Genomic DNA, 26,981 nt, shown 5'->3' on the forward strand with positions numbered 1-26,981 from the left:
TAATGAATGCCGTCCTATAAATATTGAGTGGGAAGATTATCCGCCAATTGAGGCTAAATGTTTTGTCACCCCAGTAATTCCTTGGTGAAGATAATGGGTTTGCTCTTTTTGTGCTAATTGACCATGAAGACGCTCAATAAGTTCAGCGCGTTGATTTGGATGTTGAAGCAAGTCCCGTAAATCCAAACCATTTTCAGTAAATAAACATAAGTGCAGCTTACCTTTTGCCGACACACGCAATCGATTACAACTGGCACAAAAGTCTTTGGCATAAGGCATAATCAGCCCGATACGACCTTTATAATCTGGGCGACTGAAGTTTTGTGCAGGGCCGTCATCAACATTGGCGCGATCGTGCAACCAACCTTCAGCCATTAAGCGCGCTTTAATATCTGCACCCGCTAAATGATGGGCTTTAAAATACTCACGGCCTAAGCCTGTTTCCATTAACTCAATAAAACGCAAATCAATGGGGGTGTTTTTTATCCAATGTAAAAAACGCGGTAAGTCTTTATCATTTAAACCTTTAAGCAACACGGCATTGACTTTTACTCGCTCAAAGCCAGCATCCAATGCGGCATCAATACCACGCATAACTTCATCAAATTTATTTTCACCGGTAATTTGATAAAACATCCGCGGGTCAAGGCTATCTACCGACACATTAATACGTCGCAACCCGGCTTCGTACCACGCTTTGGCGTTTTTTTCTAATCGATAGCCGTTGGTGGTGGTTGCCACGGTTTTAATGTTGGGATTATCCGCAACAATTCGCACAATATCAGTAAAGTCTTTGCGTAATGTTGGCTCGCCACCGGTAATACGAATCTTTTGCGTGCCAACCTCAGCAAAGGCGGCCACAAGATTTTCAATTTCTGGTAACGTCAAGAAGCTAGGTTTGCCATCAGGACGATAGCCGTCAGGTAAACAATAAGTACATTTGAAGTTGCATACGTCAGTGACTGACATGCGCAAATAATGAAATTTTCGACCAAAGTTGTCTTGTAGTTGGGACATGTTAACCTTTCCAAGTGTGGGAGGTTGGTGCATTTCTTTACCAACCCCGGTGGCATTATTACCACGGCTAAATACCCATATCTTTGGTGACGTAGGATAAAAAGCTCGGAGAACCGTCAAGCTTCATTATAGGCCTAAAGTGGCTTTCAGCGCACCTTAAATTAAATAATTTCTTCTCCTCAATAAGCGCAACATTTACAATTTGTGACACTGCTCACTTCTGTTTAATCGATAGAAATACTGGGCTACCCGATAATTTTGCGGTAAGGTTAAGCAATAAGATAAAACGATCGTTTAGTTGTCGTAATAAAAACAATAAACCCGGGGTAAACGGGCAAATTAAAGGTGATATGATGGAACGCGAATCAATGGAGTTCGACGTAGTTATCGTCGGAGCTGGCCCTGCAGGATTAGCCACTGCATGCCGTTTAATGCAAATATCAAAAGATGCCGAGCAAGACATATCAGTATGTGTCGTTGAAAAGGGCTCAGAAGTCGGTGCACACATTTTGTCAGGTGCGGTATTTCAAGCTGATGTTCTTGACGAACTATTCGATGATTGGCGCACCGCCGATGACTCTCCAATTAAAACCAAAGTCACTCACGACGACATCTATCTACTTAATTCTGACACCCAATCCCGTTTAATGCCAAATAGCTTAGTGCCTAAAACCATGCACAATGAAGGTAATTACATTATTAGCGTGGGCAATTTATCTCGCTGGCTTGCTGAACGTGCAGAGGCAATGGGCGTTGAGATTTTTCCAGGCTTTGCTGCCAGCGAACTGTTATTCAATGAAGATAACAGTGTAAAAGGCATTCTTATAGGCGATATGGGTGTAGGCGAAGATGGTCAGCCTAAAGACAGCTATATGCCAGGAATGGAGCTTCACGCCAAATACACGGTATTTTCTGAAGGTTGCCGAGGTCATTTAGGCAAACAACTTATACAAAAATACCATTTAGATAATGGCAAAACTCCACAACATTACGGCTTAGGATTCAAAGAGATTTGGAAAATCCCACCAGAGCAACACCACGAAGGTAAAGTGGTTCACACTGGCGGTTGGCCACTCAATAACGGCTCATCTGGTGGTGGTTTCTTATATCATATGGAAGACAACCAAGTTGCTGTTGGGTTAATTGTTGATCTTAATTATAAAAATCCTCATTTAAGCCCGTTTGACGAATTTCAACGTTATAAAACTCACCCGGTCATTTCACAGTATTTAACCGGTGGTGAACGCATTACTTATGGCGCCCGTGCTATTACTAAAGGCGGCTTAAACTCGTTACCTAAAATGAGTTTTCCTGGTGGGTTAATTATTGGTTGTAATGCAGGTACGCTGAATTTTGCCAAAATTAAAGGCACTCATACCGCCATAAAAAGCGGTATTATTGCGGCAAAAACACTAGGAGAAGGGCTGATTGCCGGGGTCACTGGCGGTAAAGATCTTGACTGTTTTCAAACTCGGTTTGAACAAAGCTGGCTTTATGAAGAGCTTTATCAGTCACGTAACTTTGGTCCTGCACTACACAAGTTTGGCACTCTTCTGGGTGGCGCTTTTAACTTTATTGACCAAAACTGGTTTGGCGGTAAATTCCCTGTCACGTTTAGAGATAGCACCCCAGACTACGCCAACATGGGCTTAGCAAGCGACTTTAACAAAATTGACTACCCTAAGCCTGATGGAAAACTCAGTTTTGACAAGCTATCTTCGGTTTACTTATCGAATACCTACCATGAAGAAGATCAGCTATGCCATCTTCGCTTAACAGATAATAGTATTCCTATTTCTGTTAATTTAACTAAGTTTGATGAACCCGCGCAGCGTTACTGCCCTGCAGGTGTTTATGAAGTTGTTGAAGAGGCCGGTGAGAAAAAGTTTGTGATTAATGGTCAAAACTGTATCCACTGTAAAACATGCGACATTAAAGACCCAAGCCAAAATATTACTTGGGTAACCCCTGAAGGTGGCGGCGGCCCTAACTACCCTAATATGTAGCTTAACCCAATAAAAACGCACCTATTTGATAGGTGCGTTTTTTTGTTGTTGGTTCAAGGTTAATTTAACTTGGAAACCATTTTTAGCCCACTACTTTATAAACCTGATCGTCAGCGGGTATTTGTAGGCCGTGCCTTCTGATGCCTTAATAATTGCAATAATGGTACAAATAATATCCACCAAGGCAATGACGCCTACCAATATAAATCCAATACCAACGAACATCAGTAAAAATGAAATACAGGCATAAATAAACAAGCTGATTTTAAAGTTTACGCAATTTTTACCGCACTCATTGGCAAATTCAAATTCATCTCGTTTCATTAACCACACAATTAGTGGTCCTAGAATACTGCCCATAGGAATAATGTACCCAGCAAAACTTGAGGCGTAAATTAACACGCCCATATTACGCGCTTCTTTACTGGGTGTATCATCAACAGTTTCAGGGGTTGAAGTCGGCTCCATTCGAGTTCCTTTTTGATTATTATTAAAGTTTATATCGTCATGTATGACAGCGGTTATTTACCATATAAGCGCATTTGCCAATCTTCAATCACATTAAATTGAAGACGACGAGTTAATGAGTTAACCCAAGATTGAGCCAGCCCGGGGCAATTGAGTAAATATTGGTATTGTTGTGCATCGAATTCTGCTAAAAAATAAATTTCCATCGCCTTGGCGATGCTGATGTCAGATGAACGCTCAATTAAAAATAGACTATCTTGCTGATGAATATCACCTTCAGACAACACCTTATAAAACCAGCCACACATTTTGCTTTGTTGCATGGCTAAGGCAAACTCTGGGTGGCCAAACTGTAAATTAAGCTTAAAACAAGGAGAGCGAGGCTGGGTGACTTGAACAGTAACATCACCAATTTGATAGATATCGCCAATATTGACCTGAGACTCATTTAAACCAACGGTGCTGATGTTTTCCCCCATGGCAGGAGCATCTTTAAATGAGGACATTAAATCCCAACGACGATACTGACCATAGTGCTCACGTGGAAAATGATGAATCACTCTATCTAAGCCACCATGATGCTTAGGATCTGCCTCTGCATTACCAATAATACGGTCAAATTGCACCGTTAGTTTATCTGTTTGATGCTTTTGATTAATGCTGCTGGCAACTTGATTGTGCATTTGCACTTCATCACCCAAGTACAATCCCGAAATTTGATTTACTACACAGTGGTTCATTAATTACATCCTTGAAAACATGAGCATTCTTGTTCGGGTTTAGGGTTAACCGGAATACTTTTAAAGGCTTAGATGAATCAAGTTACCTAAATTAAAACCAAAAAGAAAGCCTTACTGGGGGAGCAGTAAGGCCAAAATATAAACGGGGAGTTCAAGCTAAATTGCATAGAGTCGAACGGATAACGCATTAACGCTCAATGAAAGCTGGGGAGCAATCATCTACCGCAAAAATAATAACGCCACACTATGACAATGAAATGACAATTCAAGCTAAATAGTCTGAATTCAGGATAAATACTGTTTTAACTTATCGCCCGGCACCGAACTTGGAGTTGCCACAGCAAAAGCTGCCCACTTCGCGCCTTCTTTCATCGCTTGGGTAATTGTAAATCCATTGCAAAGCCCATGAATAACGCCTGCGGCATAGTTATCGCCCGCACCAGTAGTATCAACGACTTCAGTTGTCTCAGCTAAAACATGTTGTTCACTGCTGGATTGATAAACGGTAGAGCCATGCTCACCATCTGTCACAATAAATGCCTGTAAATTATCCCCTGCTATAGATTGAGCAAATTGCCACGGCGCTTGGTTACACCGTCCCTGCATATCTGTTTTTGAAGCAATTAATATATGGCAGGGTCTTGGGCGTTCGTCTTTCGCTAATTGGGCTACCACTAAGGTTTCTGATTGGCTCATGGCCGCTAATGCCCACTCATCAGCGCCTTGTGCCGAGGTATTAATGTAAAAGGCATCCCACTTTTGCCATTGTGGTTGTTGTTGCAAGGTGAATAGGGGTCTTTGAGGTCGAATAATAGTGCGTTCACCATCGGGGGTCATCACAAGTAGCATTTCACAAGTGTTGCCCTCAAATCGTTGCACCATGCGGCAATCTAATCCTTGGGTACTGGCTTGAGCCACAATCCAGTCGCCAATGTCATCAGTGCCGACTTGACTCACTAACGACACTTGATGCCCTGCCCAAACTAAACCTAATCCGGTATTGGCTCCACCGCCTCCTAAACGCAAACCGCCGTCTTGATAATGAAAGCGTCCACCTGAATGCAACGGTTTATCAAGCTGAAAAATACGATCACAATTGATATTCGCCAGTAATAATATATTCGCCATAATGAATCTATAGTCTTTTTATTTGATGATTTAAGATTACGCTTTATAAAAAAAACGGCAACCTTAGTTACCGTTTTTTCCATTTTTTATGATGTTTACATATCTGTATCAGTAAGCGGCTTACGTAATTGCGCACGCACATTATCCATTCCGGAATAGAACTCTTTCATCATTAACAGTCCCATCATTTTGCCGTTGTCAGTGATGATCAATCGGTCTGGGTTAACCGGGTCATTCTTGATAGCGCCAATGGCTTTCATTGAACTCATTTCTTTAAACAATGCGGTGTCAAGGTTCACCCCAAACTCATCGCGAAAATACTTACGAGACAAGCGCCCCGAAAACATCCCCAATAAAAAGCGATACTGCATCACTTCTTTCTTTTGATAAAGCTTTTGCTGCTCAACCGCCATACGGCCTTGCGCGATACGCTCTTGGTACTTCTTCAATGAGAAAGTATTCACGTATAAGGTGTCGTTTAAAAAACTAAATGAACCTGAGCCAACACCAAGATATTCATCATGATCAATAACGTATTCATCAAATCCTTCATCATTGGTTTTGCCAAAAGCCCAAGCCGACAATTGCGTATATTGGCCGGTTAACTTATTCAAAATCTGACGATACTGATTAATCATTTCACCGTGGGGTGCTGCTAAAGTGCCTTTAACACTTTTTCGTGTTTGATGAGTAATCATTAACGGGTAAGTGGTAATTTGTCTTGGGTCGAGCTTTGAGGCCATTTCAAGATCAGCCTGAATAACGTCTTCAGTTTGTCCTTTGAAACCAAAAATCAAATCGACATTGATGATTGGAAATAACTCTTTAGCCGCCATGATGCGGTCGAAGGTTTGTTGGCCAGTACCAAACTTGTCTAAACGATCGGTCATTTTTAAAATGCCGTCATCAAAACTTTGAACGCCGATAGACATTCTATCTACCAAGCCTTTTAATTGCTTAAATTCAGGGTTAGCCAAATGTTGAGGATCAGACTCACAAGAGACTTCTTTAATATCTGGAAATAAGGTTTTAGCATGTTCAATTGTGCGAGCTAACTCATCTTCTAACACCGTCGTGGTGCCACCGCCGATATACATTGAGTCAAACTGATAGCCTAAATCTTTGGCCATCTGCATTTCTTTACGCAAAGCAACAAAATACTCGCGGGCTTTATCTTCACGGAATAAAAATCGGTGGAAAGTACAGAATGAACACAAGGTGTGACAAAACGGAATGTGGGCATAAAGCATGTACTTACGCCCTTCAACAGGTTTTGGCATTCGATCTGTAGAAATAGTATCTAGGCGGAGGTTTTTATCTACATAAAACTGCATCACCTTTTCCATTGAGCTTACCATCCAATTTGGGACAGTAATATTTGATTGATAAGGTTCAATCAATGCATCAGTGGTAGGTTGAATAATTGAAGACATAAATAATCCTATAACGAGGCCTTGATAGTAAAATCATTGATTACAAAGCAATAAAAAGAGGCTTAACTAAAAAGCAGAAATGTGAAAGTACCACTTTAAATATAAATAAAGTGTGAGCTCAACAATGGATACGCAATCTAACAAAAAAATCACCGTTCAATTGTTAAACAGATCATACTTTAGCAATTAATAATGTAATCCTAGCTCATTTTTAGTTAAACCTGTTAACGAGCCGACACCAACTCAAAACGGATCATAAAAAGTGGTGGCTGATTAGGATAAACCTTATTGATTAATTGCTTGAGCTCATTTAAAGGTAAACTTTCTTGCTCAGCATGGTATTCATTTATGTCGTCAAACGCCAACGGTTCAACCGATAATATGCGAATATCGCAGACTTTTTGGTTGGTCTCAAGCGTGAACACTTCAACCTGTGTACCGGGTTGATAATGGCTCTCTGATTCATCACGAATGGTAATGGTTTTTTTAGCCGATTTAATTAATGGTGTTAAAAACTCAAAAAAGGTAATGGTGGTGGGTACTGTAGAATTTGATATTGGCGATATGGGAGTTTTTGGAGTGGTGTGCATGCTCGCCTCATTCATTATTGGCCAGTATAATATTGCCTTGGCCAGTCAATATTATACTGGCCAATAGCAAAAGAATCTTAGTGTGATGCTGAGTAAAGCTTGCCAAACGAGGGTTGCTGATTAATTTCAACCGACACATAAAGCTTACGTTGAACATCATTTGCTGCAATAAGTCCTCTGATATGGTGAGTATCACGATCAACCACTAACACATGTTGCAAGCCACTTTCTTGTAACGTTGCCACAATATCACGCACCTTGGCTTTTTCCAGTTGCTTATAATCTAATGCTAATAATGACTCTCTAGGTATCATCACTTCCGTCACTAACAACTCATTAATGGTGACATGGTTTTCTTTCGCTTTAACAAGCAGTTTACGCTGCAAAAGTTCTTGTTCAGTAATGACACCAACAAATTGATCATTTTTATCAACCACGAGTCTCATGTCTGAGTGAGTATGCTCCATTATTTTTAGCGTTCCAACTGCCGTAGTAGAGGTATCAACAACAATCGGTCTTGAGGTATCAAAGTCAGTGAATAGCTCTAATGCACTAGCATCTAAATAAGACTGACAAGGTTTACTAGACCATAAAAGGTGATCCACTGGGGCGGTGCTAAAAAGTTCTAAATTACGCATGATTATCTCCAATAAATTAACTAAGAGATTAGGGCACTGAATTTAACTAAGACTCGTTTGTGGGTAAGACTTACTTTCAGAAATGGTGCCTTGATAGGGGGCTATCTGCATCAAAACCATAACCTGATGAGTTCACTTTGCGCCTCCCTCAACACGATTGCAACGACTTATTCCTTAATTAAACCTTAATTAATTATGGTAAATTTTTAAGCGCTAGTGTTGTTTTTTTGTAACCTCACGGTGAAAACCTTACCTTGCACGCCTCAGTCAAAGCGAGCATAAACCCAATAAAATCAAAGCAATGAACCGGTGTTACATGAATTGTTTGGCGCACTCTGCAGGGTTTTGGTTGAAGTAACGTTTAAATTCTCGACTAAATTGAGCGCTACTTTCATAACCCACAACGGTCGCCACTTCTTTGACTTTAAGACGCTGAGCTTGCAATAACTCTTTCGCTCGAGTTAAGCGAATTTTCTTAAGATATTGAATCGGTGAAGAAGCGGTAACTTCTTTGAAACAACGATGAAACGCTGAAGGGCTCATATTAACCAAGCTAGCCAATCCATCGACTTCAATTGATTCAGAGTAGTTTTTATGAATAAAGCTCAATGCTTTTTCAATTCTTGATAAACGTGTATGGCTTAATGATAAAGCAAATAACGGTGCGGCATTTGGGCTATCAAGTAAACGGTATAAAATTTCAAGCACCAAAGCCTCCCCCATAACTTTTGCTTCCAACGGTGTCTGTAGGGCTTGCAAAAGTCGAATCACACTGCAATCTAAATCACTGGTTGTCGGGGTAATAAAATAGCCTGCTTGTCTTGAGTCGTTAACATCGTTTGGCAATTTATGATGCTCATCCAGTACGCGCACTAAGTGGTTCAATTGCACTAAATTAATATCCACCATCATAACGAGAACGGGCTCTTCTGGGGATGCAAAGGTTTCACACTCCACAGGAAGCGGCACGGTCATCACCAGTGCATTTTGCCTATCATAATCAAATGTTTGATTGTCTAAATACAGACGTTTTTTACCTTGCCCCACAAACAACACCCCTTGGGAATAACACATCGGCCCACGAGCACCATATTGCGAACCTTTAAATACATTTACTCCAGGCAAAAAGGTGTTATTCATGCCTTCTTTAGGGGCGAGTTGAGCCATTAAACTTGCAATTTCTGACATAGTAATACTCTTCGATTTAGCGGTAATAATTGATACAGCAATCAATTCAGCAAATAGAACAATAACACACAAAAAGCAGAAAAAAGCATAGATAAATCCATAAACATTTTAAAAAAAACAAAATAAAGCAGGAATAGGCATCAAGCAAGTAGTTATAGGTATGTTTATTTAATGATAGAGGTTTATCATAGCTCTATCGGCCATTACTGCTTTTTATGGCGTTCCAATTGATATAACCAATAACGACGTTTATTGACTTAACCCAAGGTGAAATTATGCAAAACTTTAATTACCGTAACCCGACCCATATTGTGTTTGGTCAAGATAGAATTGAAGAGCTAGCCACACTTATTCCTGCAAATGCTCGGGTACTCATTACTTATGGCGGAGGCAGCGTCGTTCGTTTTGGCACCTTAGACAAAGTTAAAGCGGCTTTAGGTGATCGCACCGTATTCGAATTTGGCGGTATAGAAGCTAACCCCAAGTTTGATACATTAATGCAAGCGGTAAGCGTTGCTAGAGACAACCAAGTCGACTTCTTACTTGCAGTAGGCGGTGGCTCAGTAATGGATGGGACTAAATTTATCTCATTAGCCATTCAATACGACCAAGATGAAGCGAATTTATTAAAGTACGGCTTTACACCAGTACCTGTAGAGTCAGATAAGGTTATTCCGCTAGGCGTCATTGCAACCTTACCGGCAACCGGTTCAGAAATGAACGCCTTCGCCGTGGTTAGTTATCAAGGGGGCAAGTTTCCTGTAAATCATCCGGCCATTTACCCAACATTTGCATTTCTTGACCCTAAATTAACCTTTAGCTTACCGAGTATTCAAGTGGCTAATGGTGTAGTGGATGCTTTTGTTCATGTACTCGAGCAATATGCAACTTACCCAGTAGATGCGCGCGTTCAAGATAGAATGGCTGAAGGCATTATGCGTACCTTAATTGAAATTGGCCCAATTACTGTTGCCGAGCCAACCAATTATGAAGCCCGAGCAAACTTAATGTGGAGTGCCACTTCAGCCTTAAATGGCATGATTGGTGTGGGCGTACCATTTGATTGGACTACCCATATGATTGGCCATGAATTAACTGCGTTATTTAATATTGACCATGCTCAAACCTTAGCGGCGGTATTACCGTCAGTTTGGCGCGTACTCACTCCACAAAAACACGCGAAGTTATTACAGTACGCTGAGCGTGTTTGGGATATTACCGAAGGCAGTGACGACGAACGCGTTGAGCAAGCAATTGCTAAAACCGAAGCATTTTTCCAGCAAGTAGGGCTAAAAACGTGCTTACGTGATCACGGTATCGAAAAGTCTCAACTTGATGATGTGATTAAAGCGCTTGAGGCGCATGGCATGACGGCCCTATCTGAAACGGGTAAAGTAGATCTGGCCATAAGTCGACAAATTCTAGAAATGGCTTGGTAATAAAAAAACGCCTTGTGGAAAACCATAAGGCGTTTAATCATTTGTAATAACTAAGCCAATATAAGCTTAGGCTTACTCTTTATACTTGAGGGTACCGTTTTCTTTAATTTCATCAAACCAAAGGTTGTGATGCTGGGTAGCCCAATTTTCATCACAATAGCCCGATACCATACACTCCATACCCCCTTCAGACATCACTGTTGCCATGAAGATATGTACGATTGAGAATGCAGTAATAATAATGGCACTAACGGAATGAAGCACTAACGCAATTAAGCTAACGGTGCGGCTAGGTTCAAATACGTTAGGGAATAATAACAGCATTCCCGATGCTGAAATCACTAGGCCAAATAACGCAAAGGCCCAAAACCACATTTTTTCACCAGCGTTAGCAAAACCAGCATCAGGGTGCTTACCTTTAAATGGACCAAAGTTGATGTAACCACCGACAACCATCATCCATTTAAGATCATACATTTTAGGCATTTGGTTTTTAGCCCAAAGTACCGTCATTAACAACCAGCCAAGCATGAATGGAATAGCCATGTAATCATGGATCAGCTTAGATGCATTAACTAAAGTAGCCCACACACCTTCACCGATATAAGGCTGGAAGAAAAAACGACCAGCAATCAGCACTAAGCCTGTCAAAATAAGCAACATACATGGAATCGCGCCTAACCAGTGAATCGACACGTCAAACTTTGACCAGCGATACACCATCTTGCCCGAAAAACCACCATGCAACTTAGAAATGCCATTAATTTTAATGAACAGAATAAACACAATAATCATACCGAATAGCGCAGCCATTAATGCTGGCGCTAAAATATCACTACGTAATTCAAATACACGCAGGTCATAGGTATTAATTAATTGGTTATGTGCTTCTCCAGTCGAAGTGGTCACACCTTGAGCGCCCTCTTTCACCTGCGCCCAAATTTGCCCTTCTGTTGCACCTTGCTCAACACTAGCGTCAGTATTAGCTAATGCTGTGACACTGAAAAACAAGGTAACTGCAACGGCCAAAGCCATCAGTATTTTTTTCATGTTACATCCTTTTGAGTCACTAGGTGCTTGTACGCCAAGCACCTAGACACGCTACGGACTAACTCAACAACTTAGGTTATCCCCAAATTGCTTTGTTAGACCCACGAGAAGCAACACGCTCACGGTAAATGTCAGAAACCACAGACGCATCACCGGCAAGCAATGCTTTTGTTGCACAAAGTTCAGCACACATTGGTAACTTACCTTCTGCAATACGGTTTGCACCATATTTCTTGCGCTCTGCTTCTGAATGGTTCTCTTCAGCACCACCGGCACAGAAAGTACATTTATCCATTTTGCCACGACCGCCAAACACTGACTTTTGTGGGAACTGTGGCGCGCCGAATGGGCAAGCATAAAAACAGTAACCACAACCAATACAGGTGTCTTTGTCATGTAGCACGATGCCGTCTTCAGTTTTGTAAAAACAATCTGCTGGGCATACTGCCATACAAGGGGCATCGCTGCAGTGCATACATGCCACTGAAATAGACGCTTCACCTGGAACACCATCATTAATCGTCACTACGCGACGACGTTGAATACCCCACTCTAAAGCAGAGTCGTTTTCGTTTTTACATGCTGTGACACAGCCGTTACATTCGATGCAGCGCTTGGTATCACATAAAAATTTCATTGTAGCCATATTGGCATTTCTCCTCGCTTAAACTGCAATTAGGCTTTTTCGACCTGACATAGTGACACTTTGGTTTCTTGCATTTGTGTCACAGGATCATAGCCGTAAGTCAGTACTGTGTTTGCCGATTCACCCACAACATAAGGTTTAGTGCTGTCACCACCTGACTCTGGGTACACTAACTCTTCACCATGCATTACACCGGCAAAGTGATATGGCATCCAAGTTTGACCAGGCTTAACACGGTTAGTGACCATAGCCTTAATGAAGATGTAACCACCTTCTGCCCCTTCAACACGCACATTGTCACCATCACGAATGCCACGATCTGTTGCATCAGCAGGGTTCATTTCAATGAACATTTCTTGTTGAAGTTCAGCAAGCCAAGGGTTAGAACGAGATTCTTCACCACCACCTTCGTACTCAACTAAACGACCAGAAGACACCACTAATGGGTACTTCTTATCTAAGTTGTCACTGATAACCTTGTCTTGTAATGTCTTATACAGAGTCGGTAGACGATGTACTTGCATGTCATCATGAGTTGGATACTTAGCAATTAAGTCACGACGCGGTGTGTATAACGGCTCACGGTGCAGCGGGATTTCATCAGGGAAAGTCCAAACGCGACAACGTGCTTTAGCATTACCATAAGGGATCATGTTGTGAGCCAGTGCCACACGTACGATACCGCCACCTAAATCTGTTGCCCAAGTGCGGTTTTCCGCTAATACTTTCTCTTCTGCAGTCAGTTCATCCCACCAACCAAGCTGTTTAAGCATGACGTCGTCAAATTGTGGGTAACCGTCTTGAATTTCAGCGCCAACAGAAGCAGAGTTGTCAGCAAGAATGCTCTCACCTTCAAATTCAACACCAAAACGTGCACGGAAGTTACCACCACCTTGGTTAACATTACGGTCTGTTCGGTAAAGGATTTGCGTACCAGGATGCTTCTGCTCTGGCGTACCCCAACAAGGCCAAGGTAAACCGTAGGTTTCGCCTTTATTCACGCCACCAGGTGCTTCTAATGTTTCAGCAGAGAAATCACCCCAGTTCATCGTGTGAGCTTTAATTCGCTCTGGGCTCCAGCCTGTATAACCGATTGAACGCATGCCTTTAGCATATTCACGCATGATGTCATCAGGGCTTGGCGTATTGCCTTCCACTTTGATGTGTTTAGTTAATGTATCAGCGATACCGACTTTAGCCGCCAAACGATACATAATTTCTAAGTCGTTTTTAGACTCGAACACAGGCTCAACCACTTGTTGACGCCACTGAGCCGAACGGCCAGAGTTATTCAATGACCCTTCACATTCAAACTGAGTTGCCGCAGGTAATATATATACATTATCTTTACGACGATGCATCACTGCAGCCATTGTTGGATAAGGATCAACAACAACGATAGTTTCTAGCTTATCTAACGCATCACGTACTTCCATCTGACGAGTTTCAGTGTTAACTGATTGCCCCCAGAAGAAAGCTAAACGTACGTTATCTTTTTGCGCTAACTTTTCTTTGTCTTCTAATACACCGTCGTGCCAACGTGAACACGGAATACCTGGAGTGGTCATAGGATCACGACCTAAGTAAGGTGATGCATCGAAACGACCCTGAACTTGATCAAATGGTAAGTCCCATACACGAGCCCAGTGTTCCCAAGCACCGGTTGTTACACCGTAATAACCAGGCAAGTTATCAAATAACAAGCCCATGTCTGTTGCGCCTTGAACGTTATCGTGACCACGGAAAATGTTGGTACCGCCACCTTGTATGCCCATGTTACCTAACACTAGCTGAAGGATTGAGTAGATACGAGTGTTGCCGTTACCAACGTGATGCTGAGTACCACCCATACACCAAATTACAGTCCCTGGACGGTGATGCGCCATGTGCTTCGCTGCAGCATAAACGGCTTCACGAGAAACACCGGTGACGTTTTCAACTTCTTCAGGAGTCCAACGCTTTGCTTCTTCACGGATCTTGTCCATGCCCCAAGCGCGAGTACGAATGAAGTCTTTATCTTCCCAGCCATTTTCAAAAATATGCCACATTAAGCCATACACTAACGGAATGTCAGTACCTGGACGTAATGGTAAGTGCACATCTGCATGAGCCATAGTACGAGAGTAACGAGGATCAGCAACAGTAATAGTTGCGCCGCGCTCTTTGGCTGTCAAAATGTGCTGCATAGCAACTGGGTGAGCTTCAGCTGGGTTCGCTCCAATGATAAAAATGTTTTTCGCATTACGAATATCATTGAATGAGTTAGTTTGCGCACCATAACCCCAAGTGTTAGCAACACCGGCTACAGTGGTAGAGTGACAAATACGAGCAGAGTGGTCGACGTTGTTTGTGCCCCACATTGCTGCAAGCTTACGGTACAAGTATGCGCCTTCGTTAGAGAACTTAGCACTACCCATAAAGTAAACAGAGTCTGGGCCAGATGTTTGTTTAATATCTAACATCTTGTCGCCAATCTCATTGATAGCATCATCCCAAGATACACGCTTCCATTTACCGCTTTCCAGCTTCATTGGATATTTTACACGTTTATGAGAATGCGTGTGATAACGTAATGATGCGCCTTTAGCACAGTGACCACCTTGGTTAAATGGATGGTCAAACGCAGGTTCTTGGCCTGTCCACACACCATTTTGTACTTCAGCGTAAATACCACAACCTACTGCACAGTGAGAACAAATAGTGCGTTTTACTTCAGTTGGTGAAGAATGAGGAATATCTTTAGCCTCGGCTTTACGGATCATTCCAGTACCAAGCATAGAAGCTGCCGCGATACCGCCAGTTGCCACACTCATCTGTTTCATAAATTGACGACGGTTAATGCCAAGCTCAGTTTTTCCTGCTTGTGGTGTCGTGGTTGACTTGCGAGTTAATTTCATCGCTGTAATTCTCCTAAACTAGCCGCGTAAGCTATCATAGTAACTACGAATGTGGGCTGTTTCTTGATAGCCATTTGCATTCGATTTCGTGGCACTTTGCTCAGTTGCATGAGCAACCTTGATGCCTGTCGCTGCTATGGCGACACTTGCTGTTCCGCCAATGGTTAAGGCTTTCAGCAAAGATCTGCGATTCAGATCAGTTTGTTGCTTACTCATTTAATCTCCCATTGAAAGTATTCACTTCCTGGTATACATATGCACCCTTAATGGTGCTAACAAATTGTGTTGTAAAAACCGAGTAACTTGCATATCTGCTCGCTATGGAATTTTCGGGGAGTATATTAGGGATGGAAGAATACGTATTTGTTGATCTAGCCCCTTATATGGGAGCCTTATCATTATAAATAAACAAAAATACTATGTAGATCACACTTGCAGAAGCCACTGAAAAACAAAGGTAAAAACATAGATACTACATTGTTAAGCCACATTGGCATGCAGGTTGTTTTATTGTTGTTTTTTACTTTTCGGTTAACGCATTTATTAAAAAATTGTTGGCAATTGTGAACTGGAAAACGCAGATATAAAAACACCCCGAAGTGTTAAACCGCGGGGTGTTTATTATTCTCAAACAAGTAATTACGATTAAGTTAACTCTTGTATTTTAAAGAGCCATTTTCTTTAATTTCGTCATACCATAGGTTGTGATGCTGGATTGCCCAGTTTTCATCACAGTAGCCTGACACCATACACTCCATACCACCTTCACTGAGCACAGTTGCCATCCAAATGTGGACAATGGTGAACGCAATCAAAATAACTGCGCTGATACCATGAACCAACAAAGCAGCAATTGACGCTTCACGTGGTAAATCAAGGTTTGGTAAGACTAACATTAATCCGGTAATGCTGATAAATAGACCAAATATCACTAAGGTCCAAAACCACATTTTCTCACCGGCATTGGCAAATCCACTGTCAGGATGCTTACCTTTAAACGGTCCGAAATTAATATAACCACCGACCACTAAAAACCACTTTAAGTCGTAAAGCTTAAAGAGTTGTAGTGGCATCCATTTGATTACACAAATCAACCAAGACACAATAAATACAGGGCCAGACCAATCATGGATGAACTTACTAGCAGAAATAATGCCTGCCCATAGTCCTTCCCCTACGTATGGTGCAATGAAATGGCGTCCCAGCATAATAAATATGCCAGTTAACATTAAGATTAAGCATGCTATAGCCATAATCCAATGCAGCCATACATCTGCACTTGTCCAGCGAAGTACCATTTTTCCTGAAAAACCATGGGATAATTTAGAGGGCCCATTGACTAAGAAAAACAGTAAAAACGCACCAAATACGCCAAACACTGCCAACACAATGGCAGGTTTTAAGTAAGTGTTACGTATTTCTTTACCTTCATTACCGGCTTTGTTGATTAACACATTTGCTTCTAAGGCTTTGTCAGTCGAGTATCCCGACTCACCTGCTTTAACTGCGCGCCAAAGATCCGCATCACTGGTTCTGGTGGTTGCTTGTTGTTGGCTAGATTGATCATCTGCGGCATGGGCTGTTGGCATAACCAACCCCAAACCAATAATCAAAGCTACAAGCGCAAACATCATTCGCAGTGATTTGTTTAACGATGTGTTTAACATTGTCACTCCTCATTGGGCTGTAATAAATTACAGCCCATCCAGTGGGTTTAGATCATCTCGCCTGTTTTTGGGTTGTAACCCCAAATCACATTCGGATTACCACGCTGTGCCATACGCTGACGATAAATGTCAGATACCACACCCGCATCACCCGCTAGCAGAGCTTTTGTTGCACAAAGTTCAGCACACATTGGCAACTTACCTTCTGCAATACGGTTTGCACCGTACTTTTGACGCTCGGCATCTGAATGATCATCTTCAGGGCCACCAGCACAGAAAGTACACTTGTCCATTTTACCGCGACTACCAAATGCGGTCTTTTTAGGGAACTGTGGCGCACCAAATGGGCAAGCATAGAAGCAGTAACCACAACCGATACACGTATCTTTGTCGTGTAATACAATGCCGTCTTCTGTACGGTAGAAACAATCTGCCGGACAAACTGCCATACAAGGCGCATCGGTACAATGCATACAAGCAACAGAAATGGATGCTTCACCTGGCTCACCATCTTTAATGGTGACTACGCGGCGACGTTGAATACCCCACTCAAGTGCGGCATCGTTTTCGTTTTTACAAGCTGTGACGCAACCGTTACACTCGATGCAGCGCTTGGTGTCACACAAAAATTTCATGACTGCCATAATGGCTTATCTCCTCATCAAGTTGAATTATGCTTTGCTGATCTGGCATAAGCTGGACTTAGTTTCTTGCATCTGAGTCACAACGTCATAACCATAAGTTAATACCGTATTTGCAGATTCACCAATCACGTAAGGCACTGTGCCTTCCGGATAGTTTTTCTCTAGGCTTTCACCTTCAAATACACCAGCAAAGTGATAAGGCATGAAACACTCACCAGCAATAACACGAGGTGTTACCATTGCTTTCACAGTGATTTTCGCACCCTCTGGACCGTGAACATACACATCATCGCCATCGCGAATACCACGATCAGCTGCATCTGCAGGGTTCATTTCGATAAACATCTCTTGCTGAAGTTCTGCAAGCCATGGGTTAGAACGCGTTTCTTCACCACCACCTTCATACTCTACTAAACGACCAGAAGTCAGTGCTAATGGGTAATCTTTAGCAAAGTCTTTGTCTTGAATCGATTTATAAAGTGTTGGAAGACGTGCAACCATACGGTCATCGTAAGTTGGGTACTTAGACACTAAGTCACGACGAGGGGTGTATAACGGCTCACGGTGTAATGGAATATCATCTGGGAAGTTCCATACAATACAACGTGCTTTTGCATTACCGTAAGGAATACAGCCATGCTTAATTGCCACGCGCTGAATACCACCAGAAATATCGGTTTTCCAGTTTTTACCTTCAGCATGTACTTTTTCTTCAGCGGTTAAGTCGTCCCACCAGCCAAGCTGTTTCAGCATGTCAGCAGTAAACTCTGGGTAACCGTCTTGAATTTCAGCACCTTTAGAGAATGAACCTTCGGCAAGAATGTTGTTACCGTTGTGCTCAACACCATAACGGGCACGGAAGTTACCGCCACCGTCTTTCACTTCACGTCCAGTACGATATAAAATTTGCGTACCTGGATGCTTCTGTTCTGGTGTACCCCAACAAGGCCAAGGTAAACCATAAGTTTCACCTTTCGCTGGGCCGCCAGGCGCTTCTAATGAGTCAACATCGAAAGTACCCCAGTTTTTCTGGTGCATTTTCAAACGTTCAGGGCTTTGGCCTGTATAACCAATTGTCCACATCCCTTTGTTAAACTCACGAGTGACATCTTCAACCACTGGCTCATCATTTTTAACTTCAATGTGCTTACAGAACTGCTCTGCAATACCCCATTTTTTAGCCAATTTATACATGATCACGTGATCAGGTAATGACTCAAATAATGGTTCGATAACTTGGTCACGCCACTGTAGTGAACGGTTTGATGCAGATACTGAACCATACGTTTCAAACTGAGTTGCCGCAGGTAATAGATAAACACCATCGGTACGTTGATGCATTACACCTGCCATAGTTGGGAATGGATCCACAACCACAACCGTGTCCATTTTGTTCAATGCTTCACGCACTTCACGACCACGGGTTTCGGTGTTAACAGACTGGCCCCAGAAAAACGCTAAACGAATATTGTCTTTTTGAGCAATCTTGTTTTTGTCTTCTAACACACCATCATGCCAACGAGAACAAGGAATACCTGCAGAAGTTTGCGGCGACTGACCTAAATATTCACCTTGGTCAAAACGGTCTTTAACCCAGTTAGGGTCTAAGTCCCATACATTTGACCAATGGCCCCAAGCACCTGATGTTAAGCCGTAGTAACCTGGTAAGTTATCGAATAACAAACCAAAGTCAGTTGCGCCCTGTACGTTATCGTGACCACGGAAGATGTTTGTTCCGCCGCCTTCAACGCCCATATTGCCGAGTGCTAACTGTAAAATACAGTATGCACGGGTATTCGCATTACCCACGTGATGCTGAGTACCCCCCATACACCATACAATGGTGCCAGGCTTAGTTTCAGCCATCATTTTTGCAACACGGTACATTTGCGCTTTAGGCACACCGACTACGTGCTCAACTTCTTCTGGCGTGTACTTTTTCACTTCTTCTTGAATACGTTCCATGCCGTATACACGTTGCGAGATGAAGCTTTCATCTTGCCAACCGTTTTCGAAGATGTGCCATAACAAACCATAAATAAACGGAATGTCAGTACCAGGACGAATATGAACATACTCATCAGACTTAGCTGCTGTACGTGTGAAACGTGGATCAACAACAATGATTTTTGCACCGCGTTCTTTACCCGTTAGAATGTGTTGCATCGCCACTGGGTGAGCTTCACATGGGTTAGAACCGATGAACATCATGCATTTTGAGTTGCGGATATCGTTAAACGAGTTAGTTTGCGCACCGTAGCCCCAAGTGTTAGCAACACCGGCTACCGTGGTAGAGTGACAAATACGAGCTGAGTGGTCGACGTTATTCGTGCCCCACATTGCCGCGAATTTGCGATATAGATAAGCTTGCTCGTTTGAAAATTTCGCACTACCCATGAAGTAGATAGAGTCAGGACCTGATTCACCACGAATATCGAGGGCTTTTTGACCCACTTCTTCAATCGCTTGATCCCAAGATAAACGCTTCCATTTTCCGCCTTCTAGCTTCATTGGATATTTTAAGCGTTTTTCACCATGACCATGTTCACGTAATGATGCGCCTTTAGCACAGTGACCACCTTGGTTAAATGGATGGTCGAATGCAGGCTCTTGACCTGTCCAAACACCATTTTGAACTTCAGCATAGATACCACAGCCCACTGAACAATGTGAACAAATAGTACGAACAACTTCAGTTGGTGCATCATGAGGTACGTCTTTAGCTTCTGCTTTACGCATCATGCCTGCACCTAACATTGATGCTGCAGCAATGCCGCCTGTTGCTAAACTTGCTGACTTAAGGAACTGGCGTCGATTTAGACCTAGTCCTGGCTTTTCAGCCTTAACGGCTGTGTCAGATTTACGGGTTAATTGCATTTCACCCTCTCCTATAAGGTTATTTACTTAACGAAGCATAGTAATTACGAATATGCTCTGTTTCACGATAGTTGCTGCTTTGTGGGGCGTCAGCGGCTTTAGGTGCCGCAGCTAATGCTGGTGCACTTACGCTAGCAACGGCACCTGCGGCGCTACCTAATGCTAATGTTTTTAGCACTTGACGGCGTCCCATGTCGGAAGCTTGCTTCTTCATAGTTTCTCCTTAATTAAAATCACCCTTAATAAGGGCATAAATGACTTACTACGGGGCATGCCTAAAATTCATTAGGCATGCCCAAATCATCAGTTTACTTGTACAGCTTGTTTGTCAATTGGGTCTAACTCTTCACTGCCTGGGCAGTTAACCGGAATATCTAAACTCAGTTGTTCAAATTCGTTTACTTCTGCGGCAAAAAACGCACTGGCAAGCTGTGCAACCGCAGCATAAAAGTCAGCACTTGGGGTTTTCGCTAAGGCCTCGCAAAAACGGGCAATCCAAGAGCCTAAATGACGTTGATAAAACGCTAATTGGCGATAACCCGGCGCTTCAAGAATTAAAATACCCATCACTTCGCATAATGCAGCGACATGATCTTCTGGCTCTTTAACGTTTTCTTCACGCTCAAACCCCATTTGCATCAGGTCATTACGTAAAACAGCTAATGGTTTATCCATAAGGGAACCGGTCATAAACCAGCTGCCATACGGCAAAATTTCACCACTGCCTACTCCTAAGAAAATATTAAAATATTCATCTTCTACGGTATTGGTGTCGGTTTTTGCTGCTGCTTGCTTTAATGCTATCCATGCTTGACTCATTGCATTGCCTTCATCGGCTTCTACGTCTAACTCAGTCAAGAACTGAAGTAATTCTTGGCTTGGGTGACGACGTAGTAATGCGGCTAATAGCTGATAAATATCGGCTCTTAGTTGATCGTTTTCGCTGATTTCTCTTACTGTTTCTGTCATAGCAGATCTCTTATCGCAATTGCTTTTCTGGATCTTGAAGGATGTCTTCAAACATGTCTTTTACGCGGCAGTCACCGCACATTTTCAAGCGTTCTACATTGGCACTAAAGGCACTATGCGCGCCGACCATTTCCACCATTTTGTGTACCATTGACTGAGTAGCAAACTCGCTACCACATCTAATACATTCAAAAGGTGCTTCTTCTTTCAAGGTGGTTAACGCCTGACGACTTTCTTTATCAAAGTTAACCTGTGCCACAAGGCTGATAACTTTTTCAGGGCAAGCACTTTCACACAAGCCACACTGCACACAATCTTGCTCTACAAAGTGTAGTGCAGGTTTGTCGCCACCGTCTTTTAATGCTTGGGTTGGACAGGTCGACACACACGACATACACAAAGTACATTTATCGACATCGACCTTAACTTGCCCATAAGGAACATTGGCGATAGCAACTTGAGTTTGAATAGAAGCGGCTTGGCTATTGAGGTGATCAATGGCTTGATACAACATGTCGCGCTTAGCATTGGTCACATTTGGCGTTGCTGTATGTACCATTGGCACAATTACCGGCCAAGTTGTGCTAATAGCCAAAGGCTCTGCTAGGTTTGCTAAATCGGTTTCGTTGATTAAACGTAAACGCTGTGGTTGACCCATTTCATCTAAAATACGGTTTGCTAAGCTCAACTCGCCTTGTAGCATTTGTACAAGTGTAGGTGCGCTTGAGTCTGTATTTAAAATCAAAACTTCACGCGCACCGTGCGCTAATGCTGCTAGCCAATGATCAATACTGGCAACGGTAATTTCTTCCAACGCAATAGGAAGAACATCACCTGATAATTGCTCAGTGATAAGCTCGCTGCCATTCATGTTGTCGTGGAATAAAATCACTGGGGCAACTTGTGCCTCTTTACGATAACGACTAATGAGCTTTTCAAGATATGAATGTAATGAAGCAGGTGTAGGTAAGTCATAACTAATTGCCCCTGTTGGGCATAAATTAGTACAACTACCTGCGCCGTGACACAGATATGGGTCAATTTCAATTTTTTGCTCAATGCTACTAATCGCATCAGCAGGGCAGAAATTTAAACAACGATTACACCCATTTAAGCCGTTACGGTTATGGGCACATACCTCAGCATTCACTTTAACGTAGCGAGGCTTATCAAACTCACCCACTAAGTCAGGTATTTGAGCAATAGCATCGGCTAATTTCGCTTCATCTTGGCCCACATAAAGATAGCCAACAGGGAGCATTTCTAGGTTAATGCAAGGGGAAGTGCTTAAGTCTAAAATAATATCAAAATGAGCTTGCCTAATGGCCACTTTGCTTAACTCGGCGACACCACCTTCATCAGCATCAACATTCACCTGAAACTGACCTAGAAAACCTTTTATGCCTTTAAGCTTGTTGTAAAAGCTTTCAACACCTTCGGCTGCGTTGATCACTTTTTCAAGGTGAGCTTCATCTTGGCTAGTAATCGTTTCATTCGCCAAAATGACACGACTGGCCATGGTTGGAAGTGAATCAGCCGCTAAACGGGCTAAATCTTCTGGGCCAATAATTAATACATGGCCTTGAGTGGTATAACTGACGGTGGGCGGGATCAAATTCTGAAGAATTTGGGTACTCGCCATCACTTGCTGCCGAGCTTGTTTAAGCTCTGGCTGGGATTGTCTCATACTCATTGCGTTCCTAAACTCTTATGTATAGAGGCATCACCCTCTATAATTTTTAAAATCTTATCTGCGATTTAATACTTTTTGACGCTTAAACTTTAACTGGCACAGCCTCATCACTGGCGGCTATTTGAGCAGACAGTTCATCAGACGGCACAAACTCATTAACGCCATTATCGTGTGAATCATTTTCAAGTTGAGCCACTTCAGATTCCGCCGCATCACTGGCATTATCTTCAACATTATCAGCTTGCTCATCTGGCAATACGGTATCGTTCGCCAACGCAGGTTCAGTGTGGCCTTGTTCGCTCTCTTGCTGCTCTTTGTCTTCTTTTTCAATAACATGTTTGAAGACTTTTTTGGCCAACTCCGCTGACACATCAGCCGACAGCTTGGGCTGGTTTGAATAATCTAACGCATACTCTAATAGCCCATCGATATGGCCATACTGTGGCTGTTTCCACAATGCACGTAATGCTGCGGCTTTAGCCGCTGGATCAACATTTTTAGCCATAAAGCTGGCAAAACTGCCACCCACTTCAATGTTTTCTGGGTCCGGTAAATCTTCTGCCGTTAACAATGCCTCTTCAGCATCGGGGGTGTCAGTGACTGCACCCGCCTCATTCGATGCCACTTCTGCACCGTTAACGGTTGTTTCGGTCACATTAGCGTCATCAATTGCTAATGTGTTGGGTGTTTCTTTAGCCTCAAGTTCAGCTTCCTTGGCAACTTGTTCTCGACGTTGATTCCAACGACTTAACAAACCACTCATTGCATTCTCCCAGGACGATTAGCACTCGGACCTTCGTTGGTTCTTCGATTAACGTGGCGACGACGGTGAGCACTAATTTCAACTTCGCCATGACGGGTGATAAATGCTTCAATCCAGCACGCTACCGCTTTTGGCATTAATACATTAAATACTGGCGTATCGGACTCTAAGCAAGCTGCACCGACATTTTGGTCAGCTGAAATTGCGGCTGGAATCCATGTTCCGTCAGACAACTCATCACACACGATATATAACATGGCATTATCCATATCTAAATTGATGCGATAACTGCCACGTTGGTCACGATGGAGCTCAAGTAAAATTAATTGTGCGCCTTCCGGGGCGGGCTGGGTAGCAGGAACCATTTGGTCCATCTCCCAGCTTGTAGTGGTCCAGCGGCCTACTTGCTTGGTCACTTTTTTTAAAGAGACATACATTGGCCAAACGCTTTCGGTATGTTGCATGCGGTGTGTTACCTTCATTTCGCTAAACAATTCAACAATGACGTAACGCGTGTATTGAATTGTAAATACCCTACAGTTATCTAGTGACTGCAATAATAATGCCAACATAGTTAAGAGGGATATTTTTGAGGTGGATCGCAAAAGCCTCTCTATATGTGGACAATTTGTCTTAAGCGTATTTAAAAGTAGGACATAAGTACGCGATTTGATAACTCGAATAAGTAAAACATGCGCTAGATCACGCATCACACAACAGGTTCATGCTGAAAAAACAAAAATTGTTATTCTTGCTAGTATCAATTTAAAAGATTGCCATTGATGCATCCCGTTTAACGCTTTAAAGCGGGGACGGTTACTCTCTCAAAAGGTAAAATTGGCTAATGACTGATACCACAACCAGTACCCCATTACTTCAACCGAAAGTGAAGTTTGTAAAAACTCAAACTGAGGTTCCGCTTACTTTGCCTGTAACGGCATATGATGAAAATGGGCAAGCACTAGAAAAATTTGTTGCCTGTGAGCGTCCACTGACGGTTTATTTAAACTGGCAACCCATTGTGACGTTAATGACCTTAGGCGCTAAACCTGAATCATTAACTTTAGGCTACCTGAAGAACCAAGGCTTTATTAGTGATATTAATCAGTTAGAGTCGGTTATTGTTGATTGGGATGTGAATTCTGCCGCGGTGATTACCAAAGAAAGTATTGACGGATTAAATGATAAATTAGCTGAAAAAACAGTGACTTCAGGTTGTGGGCAAGGCACGGTTTACGGCAGTTTTCTACAAGGCTTAGATGAAATTAACTTAGCGCAAGTCACCTTGAAGCAATCCGTTATTTATAGTCTTTTAAAGAATATCAATGCTTATAACGACACCTACAAAAATGCTGGTGCGGTTCACGGGTGTGGTATCTGCCAAGCCGATAATATATTGGCATTTGTCGAAGATGTTGGGCGCCATAACGCGGTAGACACTTTAGCGGGCGATATGTGGATGGAACAACAAGGTGGCGAAGATAAAATTTTCTACACCACGGGGCGCTTAACGTCAGAAATGATCATCAAAGTCGCTAAAATGGGCATTCCAGTATTGCTGTCACGTAGCGGTGTGACTCAAATGGGGCTAGAGTTAGCGCAGCAACTTGGCATTACGCTTATTGCCCGCGCCAAAGGTCGCCACTTTTTAGTTTACAACGGCGTTGAAAATATCGACTTTGATGCAAAAAAGTAGCGTTTCTTAAGTTAAATTCGCAGTTTAGCCCATTGCGCTCTCATGTCTTGGGCTAAAAAACTCCACACTAAAATGCGGGTTTGTTTATTACCTTGATGCATTTCAATCGTTTTCACTGTTTTGGCGGCGCACTTTTCGAGTAGTGCATAGCAAGGCTTTAGGTTTTCAGACTTAGACACTAGTGTGGTAAACCACAATACTTGGTGCTTAAACTGCACGCTTTCGGTGATCATATTCCGTAAAAACTGAATCTCGCCGCCTTCGCACCACAACTCGGCTTTTTGGCCACCAAAATTTAACTCAGAAGGCTTATTGTTCTGCACATTGCCATGTTGTTTCTTCACCCGATTAGCCGCTAAGTTTGCCACTTTTCGCTGGCTACCTTTCATGGCATCAGCTAAAGATTCGTGAAACGGCGGGTTACATAAGGTGACATCAATACGTTGGTTAGGCTGGATCACGCCAGTAAAAATATGCTTAGCATCGGTTTGATGCACCAGCGCTAACTTGCTGGCTAACTTAGGGTTTTCGCTGGCTATTTTATTTACATTTTCAATAGATAAAGAGTCAATATCTGAGGCAATGAAACGCCATCCATAACATTGAATGCCCAGTAATGAATACACGCCATTGGCACCTGTACCAATATCTAACGCACACACTTTTTGACCAGTGGGCACCTTACCTTTATCCGCTAATAAATCAGCTATATAGTGTAAATAGTCAACTCGGCCAGGAATGGGTGGACATAGAAACCCTTTAGGAATATCCCAACCATCTATTTGGTAATCACTTTTAAGCAAAGCGGCATTAAGGGTTTTAACAGCATCAGCACAAGAAAAATCAATCGATAAGTTGCCATAGGGATTCGGGCGAACAAACTGCGACAATTTGGGTAATGCTTTAATCAACACGGCAAAATCATAACCTTGATTATGCTTATTGCGAGGATGAAGTGATTTTGTTGGCTTGATACCCGCTGGAGATTTTTTGGCAGGGCGTAGCTTACCCTGCACAGGCTTTTTTTCAGGCATTAGTCGTATAGGTACTTAGTAAATAACAAATTAACCACTAAAGGCTTACCCGTTTCGTTCTCTAATAAGCGATTAACCACTTCATAGCATTCGCGACGAATTTCCTCCCGACCAGATAAAGACTTCACTTTATCTTCTGTTTGGTTACCTAATATTTCAACAATTGCGGCTCGCAAAAGTGGATCGTGTCGTTCAACACTCATTAAGTCGTCAGGGTTTTTAACCATTAACTCAACACTAATTCTCACGAAGCCGAGTTTTTTACGATTAGCAATATAGTTAGTGACGATTTCGGGCTCAAAGCCATAATAGGCGTACTCTTCTAATGCTTCATCAGCACTGTGGACATTAAAAGCAACTAACAGCAATATCATGCATGCTGAAGCAAATTTTTTCAT

The 26,981-nt window shown here is 42.5% G+C and carries 25 protein-coding genes and 1 riboswitch; of the genes, 3 read left to right on the forward strand and 22 right to left on the reverse strand.

Going from position 1 to position 26,981, the window contains the following annotated elements; all coding sequences use genetic code 11:
- Positions 1-36: 36 nt before the first annotated feature.
- Positions 37-1,017 carry a GTP 3',8-cyclase MoaA gene (gene moaA / locus L2672_RS16285; protein ID WP_248996904.1) on the reverse strand — a complete coding sequence of 327 codons (981 nt, stop codon included), beginning with the start codon at positions 1,015-1,017 and terminating at the stop codon, positions 37-39.
- A riboswitch (molybdenum cofactor riboswitch) is annotated at positions 1,005-1,140 on the reverse strand. (Overlaps the previous gene by 13 nt.)
- A 230-nt stretch (positions 1,141-1,370) precedes the next feature.
- Between moaA and L2672_RS16290 the strand changes: the two genes are divergently transcribed.
- A complete protein-coding gene (locus L2672_RS16290) occupies positions 1,371-3,023 on the forward strand; it encodes an electron transfer flavoprotein-ubiquinone oxidoreductase (protein WP_248996905.1) in 1,653 nt (550 codons plus the stop codon).
- A 90-nt stretch (positions 3,024-3,113) separates the two neighbouring features.
- On the opposite strand, the gene L2672_RS16295 is transcribed toward L2672_RS16290, so the two are convergent.
- The 7 genes from L2672_RS16295 to L2672_RS16325 all read right to left on the reverse strand — a co-directional run bounded on the left by L2672_RS16295 (position 3,114) and on the right by L2672_RS16325 (position 9,208).
- Positions 3,114-3,491: a DUF4870 domain-containing protein gene (locus L2672_RS16295; RefSeq protein ID WP_248996906.1), complete on the reverse strand. Its 378-nt coding sequence runs from the start codon at positions 3,489-3,491 to the stop codon at positions 3,114-3,116.
- Positions 3,492-3,544: 53 nt separating this feature from the next.
- A complete protein-coding gene (locus L2672_RS16300; protein ID WP_248996907.1) occupies positions 3,545-4,231 on the reverse strand; it encodes an MOSC domain-containing protein in 687 nt (228 codons plus the stop codon).
- Positions 4,232-4,516: 285 nt separating this feature from the next.
- Entirely contained in the window at positions 4,517-5,359 is an 843-nt protein-coding gene (locus L2672_RS16305) for a PfkB family carbohydrate kinase (RefSeq protein WP_248996908.1), read from the reverse strand.
- A gap of 95 nt (positions 5,360-5,454) precedes the next feature.
- Positions 5,455-6,792, reverse strand: a complete 1,338-nt coding sequence (locus tag L2672_RS16310) for a coproporphyrinogen III oxidase family protein (RefSeq protein ID WP_248996909.1) — start codon at positions 6,790-6,792, stop codon at positions 5,455-5,457.
- 224 nt (positions 6,793-7,016) lie between these two features.
- Positions 7,017-7,382 (reverse strand): N(4)-acetylcytidine aminohydrolase, encoded by a 366-nt coding sequence (gene yqfB, locus L2672_RS16315; protein WP_248996910.1) that lies wholly within the window; start codon positions 7,380-7,382, stop codon positions 7,017-7,019.
- A gap of 77 nt (positions 7,383-7,459) precedes the next feature.
- Entirely contained in the window at positions 7,460-8,020 is a 561-nt protein-coding gene (locus tag L2672_RS16320; RefSeq protein ID WP_248996911.1) for a CBS domain-containing protein, read from the reverse strand.
- Positions 8,021-8,332: 312 nt separating this feature from the next.
- Entirely contained in the window at positions 8,333-9,208 is an 876-nt protein-coding gene (locus L2672_RS16325) for an AraC family transcriptional regulator (protein WP_248996912.1), read from the reverse strand.
- A 275-nt stretch (positions 9,209-9,483) separates the two neighbouring features.
- Here L2672_RS16325 and L2672_RS16330 point away from each other — a divergent pair, with 275 nt between their 5' ends.
- Complete coding sequence (locus L2672_RS16330; RefSeq protein WP_248996913.1) at positions 9,484-10,647, forward strand: iron-containing alcohol dehydrogenase; 1,164 nt, start codon at positions 9,484-9,486, stop codon at positions 10,645-10,647.
- A 72-nt stretch (positions 10,648-10,719) separates the two neighbouring features.
- Here the strand turns inward: L2672_RS16330 and L2672_RS16335 are convergent, their stop codons facing one another.
- From L2672_RS16335 to L2672_RS16390, 12 genes are all read right to left on the reverse strand, one after another.
- Positions 10,720-11,697, reverse strand: coding sequence for a formate dehydrogenase subunit gamma (locus L2672_RS16335; RefSeq protein ID WP_248996914.1), 978 nt, complete (start codon positions 11,695-11,697; stop codon positions 10,720-10,722).
- 76 nt (positions 11,698-11,773) lie between these two features.
- The gene (gene fdh3B / locus L2672_RS16340) at positions 11,774-12,343 is read right to left on the reverse strand and encodes a formate dehydrogenase FDH3 subunit beta (RefSeq protein ID WP_248996915.1); all 570 of its coding nucleotides are present in this window, start codon (positions 12,341-12,343) and stop codon (positions 11,774-11,776) included.
- 29 nt (positions 12,344-12,372) lie between these two features.
- Positions 12,373-15,240 (reverse strand): formate dehydrogenase subunit alpha, encoded by a 2,868-nt coding sequence (locus L2672_RS16345; RefSeq protein WP_248996916.1) that lies wholly within the window; start codon positions 15,238-15,240, stop codon positions 12,373-12,375.
- A gap of 18 nt (positions 15,241-15,258) precedes the next feature.
- Positions 15,259-15,456, reverse strand: a complete 198-nt coding sequence (locus tag L2672_RS16350; RefSeq protein ID WP_248996917.1) for a twin-arginine translocation signal domain-containing protein — start codon at positions 15,454-15,456, stop codon at positions 15,259-15,261.
- Positions 15,457-15,890: 434 nt separating this feature from the next.
- Positions 15,891-16,907 carry a formate dehydrogenase subunit gamma gene (locus tag L2672_RS16355; RefSeq protein WP_248996918.1) on the reverse strand — a complete coding sequence of 339 codons (1,017 nt, stop codon included), beginning with the start codon at positions 16,905-16,907 and terminating at the stop codon, positions 15,891-15,893.
- Between the two features lie 47 nt (positions 16,908-16,954).
- Positions 16,955-17,551 (reverse strand): formate dehydrogenase FDH3 subunit beta, encoded by a 597-nt coding sequence (gene fdh3B, locus L2672_RS16360; RefSeq protein WP_248996919.1) that lies wholly within the window; start codon positions 17,549-17,551, stop codon positions 16,955-16,957.
- 27 nt (positions 17,552-17,578) lie between these two features.
- Positions 17,579-20,428 (reverse strand): formate dehydrogenase subunit alpha, encoded by a 2,850-nt coding sequence (locus L2672_RS16365; RefSeq protein WP_248996920.1) that lies wholly within the window; start codon positions 20,426-20,428, stop codon positions 17,579-17,581.
- Between the two features lie 19 nt (positions 20,429-20,447).
- Positions 20,448-20,642 carry a formate dehydrogenase gene (locus L2672_RS16370; RefSeq protein ID WP_248996921.1) on the reverse strand — a complete coding sequence of 65 codons (195 nt, stop codon included), beginning with the start codon at positions 20,640-20,642 and terminating at the stop codon, positions 20,448-20,450.
- An 89-nt stretch (positions 20,643-20,731) separates the two neighbouring features.
- On the reverse strand, positions 20,732-21,397 hold the full coding sequence (locus L2672_RS16375) for a TorD/DmsD family molecular chaperone (protein ID WP_248996922.1): 666 nt from the start codon (positions 21,395-21,397) through the stop codon (positions 20,732-20,734).
- A gap of 10 nt (positions 21,398-21,407) precedes the next feature.
- Positions 21,408-23,090: a 4Fe-4S binding protein gene (locus L2672_RS16380; RefSeq protein ID WP_248996923.1), complete on the reverse strand. Its 1,683-nt coding sequence runs from the start codon at positions 23,088-23,090 to the stop codon at positions 21,408-21,410.
- An 82-nt stretch (positions 23,091-23,172) separates the two neighbouring features.
- Entirely contained in the window at positions 23,173-23,853 is a 681-nt protein-coding gene (locus tag L2672_RS16385) for a DUF3306 domain-containing protein (protein ID WP_248996924.1), read from the reverse strand.
- Positions 23,850-24,317, reverse strand: a complete 468-nt coding sequence (locus L2672_RS16390) for a DUF3305 domain-containing protein (RefSeq protein WP_248996925.1) — start codon at positions 24,315-24,317, stop codon at positions 23,850-23,852. The genes L2672_RS16385 and L2672_RS16390 overlap by 4 nt, the downstream gene beginning before the upstream one ends.
- 380 nt (positions 24,318-24,697) lie before the next feature.
- On the opposite strand from L2672_RS16390, the gene L2672_RS16395 reads away from it, so the two are divergent.
- The gene (locus L2672_RS16395; RefSeq protein WP_248996926.1) at positions 24,698-25,549 is read left to right on the forward strand and encodes a formate dehydrogenase accessory sulfurtransferase FdhD; all 852 of its coding nucleotides are present in this window, start codon (positions 24,698-24,700) and stop codon (positions 25,547-25,549) included.
- Between the two features lie 11 nt (positions 25,550-25,560).
- On the opposite strand, the gene rlmF is transcribed toward L2672_RS16395, so the two are convergent.
- A complete protein-coding gene (rlmF, locus tag L2672_RS16400) occupies positions 25,561-26,583 on the reverse strand; it encodes a 23S rRNA (adenine(1618)-N(6))-methyltransferase RlmF (RefSeq protein WP_248996927.1) in 1,023 nt (340 codons plus the stop codon).
- Positions 26,583-26,981: a flagellar basal body-associated protein FliL gene (locus tag L2672_RS16405; RefSeq protein WP_248996928.1), complete on the reverse strand. Its 399-nt coding sequence runs from the start codon at positions 26,979-26,981 to the stop codon at positions 26,583-26,585. Before L2672_RS16405 ends, rlmF begins: the two co-directional genes overlap by 1 nt.

It is taken from the genome of Shewanella gaetbuli, from assembly GCF_023284065.1.
GTDB classification, from domain to species: Bacteria; Pseudomonadota; Gammaproteobacteria; order Enterobacterales; family Shewanellaceae; genus Shewanella; species Shewanella gaetbuli.